3 protein-coding genes are annotated in these 2,750 nt (G+C 28.9%); all 3 read right to left on the bottom strand.

What is annotated here, in order from left to right; genetic code table 11:
* Positions 1-1,078 (bottom strand): hypothetical protein (locus AB1Z17_RS06595; RefSeq protein ID WP_368051003.1); only part of this gene is annotated, 1,078 nt, incomplete at its 3' end.
* 2 nt (positions 1,079-1,080) lie between these two features.
* Positions 1,081-1,995 (bottom strand): hypothetical protein, encoded by a 915-nt coding sequence (locus AB1Z17_RS06600; RefSeq protein ID WP_368051004.1) that lies wholly within the window; start codon positions 1,993-1,995, stop codon positions 1,081-1,083.
* Positions 1,996-2,059: 64 nt separating this feature from the next.
* The coding region (locus AB1Z17_RS06605) for a T9SS type A sorting domain-containing protein (RefSeq protein WP_368051005.1) at positions 2,060-2,750 on the bottom strand (691 nt) is incomplete at its 5' end.

The following is a 2,750-nucleotide window of genomic DNA, read 5'->3' on the forward strand; positions in this document are numbered from 1 at the left end:
CAGTTTCAATTTTAACTGCATAATTGGAATTTAAATCTAAACATTCTCCACTTGGAATTTCAGATCCATCTGCAAATACAAAACTAATGTTGTTAGCTATAATAGTTGCGTTACAGCTTAAAACTACATCTAGCGATGCAGTATTGCCACTAGCAATTAATTGGGCAACATTTTCTCCATCAGACAAGGTCACAGGTAAAATTTTAGTTGTAATTTCAGTAAATGTTGTACTGTAAACAACACCATTTATAGTATATTCTATCTCAGTAGTTTCTAAATCGCCTGTTCCTTGTTTTACAGTTTCAATTTTAACTGCGTAATTATAATTTAAATCTAAACATTCTCCAGCTGAAATTTCTGATCCATCTGCAAATACAAAACTAATTTTGTTAGCTATAATAGTTGCGTTACAACTTATAACTACATCTAGCGATGCTGCATTGCCACTATCAATTAATTGAACAACATTGTTTCCTTCAGATAAGGTAACTGGTAAAATTTTATTAGTAACTTCTGTAAATGTGGTGCTGTAAACAACACCATTTAGTGTATATTCTATTTCTGTTGTTTCTAAATCTCCAGTTCCTTGTTTTTCAGTTTCAATTTTAACTGCATAATTAGAATTTAAATCTAAACATCCTTCAGTTGGAATATCTGACCCATCTGCAAATACAAAACTAATTTTATTTGAAACTATAGTTGCATTACAAAATACAACATCTAAACTTATAGATTCACCGGTATCTATCAATTGGGCTACATTGGTTCCTTCTATAAAATTTACAGGAATTGTTTTAGTCCCTAACTCGGTAAACGTTACACTGTAAGGAACTCCGTTTATGGTGTAATCGATTTTTTTCTTAGTTTTAAATTTCCCATTCCCATTAGATTTAAGTGTTATCTGTAAAGCGTAGTTTTCATTTAGATCTATGCACCAACCTTCTAAGACTGAATTACCATCACTATTTACAAATACAATTTCAGGATCTAATAATTTAAAATCATCGTCTTTTGAGCAACCTAAAAATACAATCAGAATTGCTATTAAAACTAGTATATTATAACTTTTAATTTTCATAACTATTCTTTTAATTTAATTGTTATTTCTTTAACATTGCCTCCAACTTTTACTTTATAATCTCCTGCTTCTAAATTATTAAAAATGGTTTCCCCATTGCTGATACTTTGTGTTGCATAAGGAATATCTGATTTACTTAAAACTACTTCTTGATTGTTCTCTGTAAAAAGCACCTTTATAACGCCTCCTTCATAACACACGGCATCTTTTTTATAATAAGTGGCACTACCTAAGCTTAAATTAACAATAACTTCCCATTGTTTTAAAACAGATTGATCTTCTGATAATACTTGAAATTGCACAGGGTTGCTAAAATCTATAGAATTGCTTCCTGAGATTTGATGGGTCGTTCCCAAAAATAATTTTGCGCCTAAGCTTAAATCAAAAATTGCATTTAGAGCTGTCACATTTTCATTATTATCTATATCTAAGGTTATTTGATTTCCCAATATTAGTTTGTCAACTATTTGAACTCCACTAAAATTAAAGTCTAAAATTTCGGCAGAATTACTTAAGGTTGGACTTGCAATACTAAATGCTTGAAATAAATTTCCGTAATGTCCATTAATTTCAAAACTTTTTGTTTTTGGTACATCTTTAACAACATCGTTTGTTGATTCGTATATTTTAAAATTTAATGTTTCATTATTTTCATTTGAAAAAACTGTCAAATAAGCATAATAACTATCTCCACTAGCTACATATGTTAAATTGGTTACACCTCTGCATTCTCCATTTACAAAAGCTGCAACTTTATCGTTAGTACTAGTTAGATTAGTTCCGTCAATATTTACAAATGCTACGAAAGACATGGTATATTGAAAATTGTTTTCGTTTACTGACCAAGTTGGAGATTGACCATATGTATTTATTCCTATAAAAAACAGTACAAGTGTACTATATATATAATTTTTCATATTTATATTATTAGTTTAATAGTAGCACCCAAAGATTAATTTTTAAGTGCTACTGATTTTATTACTACTTTTTAACTACTTTACTTATTACCGTATTCTCCTTCATTTTTACTTGCAATAAATAAATACCTGTTGCTACTTTAGGTGAAATTTTCAACAAATTACTTCCTGCAGTAACTTCAAACTTTTTACTAAATAATAACTGACTTGTTAAGTTATAAAGTTGAATAGTAACTGTGTCGCTTTCTAAAACATCTACTTTTACCGTTAAGTTATCTTCAAATGGATTTGGAAATATGCTAACATTGTCTGAAAAGACTTCCAAAATAACAGGTTTAGCAATTGTTCCTAATACATTATTACTTTTAAAACTAAAAGTTTTAGTAATTGCTTTTTCATCTCTTCCATCTCCAACATAAAAAACCAATGTTTCAGGTACATCTCCATAAATAGTAATAAAACTTAATTCTTTGTCACTAATCATTTGATTGTGGGCTTTTCCTTTTAAATTACCATTAGTATCATATACTAACAATGAATCAAATCCTTCAGGTAATTGGACTACGGCATTCATATTATCTGAATATTTCTTAAATTCATTTGTAATTTTAGCCTGACTTTCATTTACAATACTGGCAGGTTTACTACTTGCTGGTTTGGCTAAATAATTTGGATATGAAAAGTTTTGAACTTTACTAGATTTAATCATATAACCAGACCCAGTTTCTAAATAATTTAAAGTTCCATTCCAACCA

The sequence above is a fragment of the Lutibacter sp. genome (assembly GCF_040883305.1).
Taxonomy (GTDB): domain Bacteria; phylum Bacteroidota; class Bacteroidia; order Flavobacteriales; family Flavobacteriaceae; genus Lutibacter.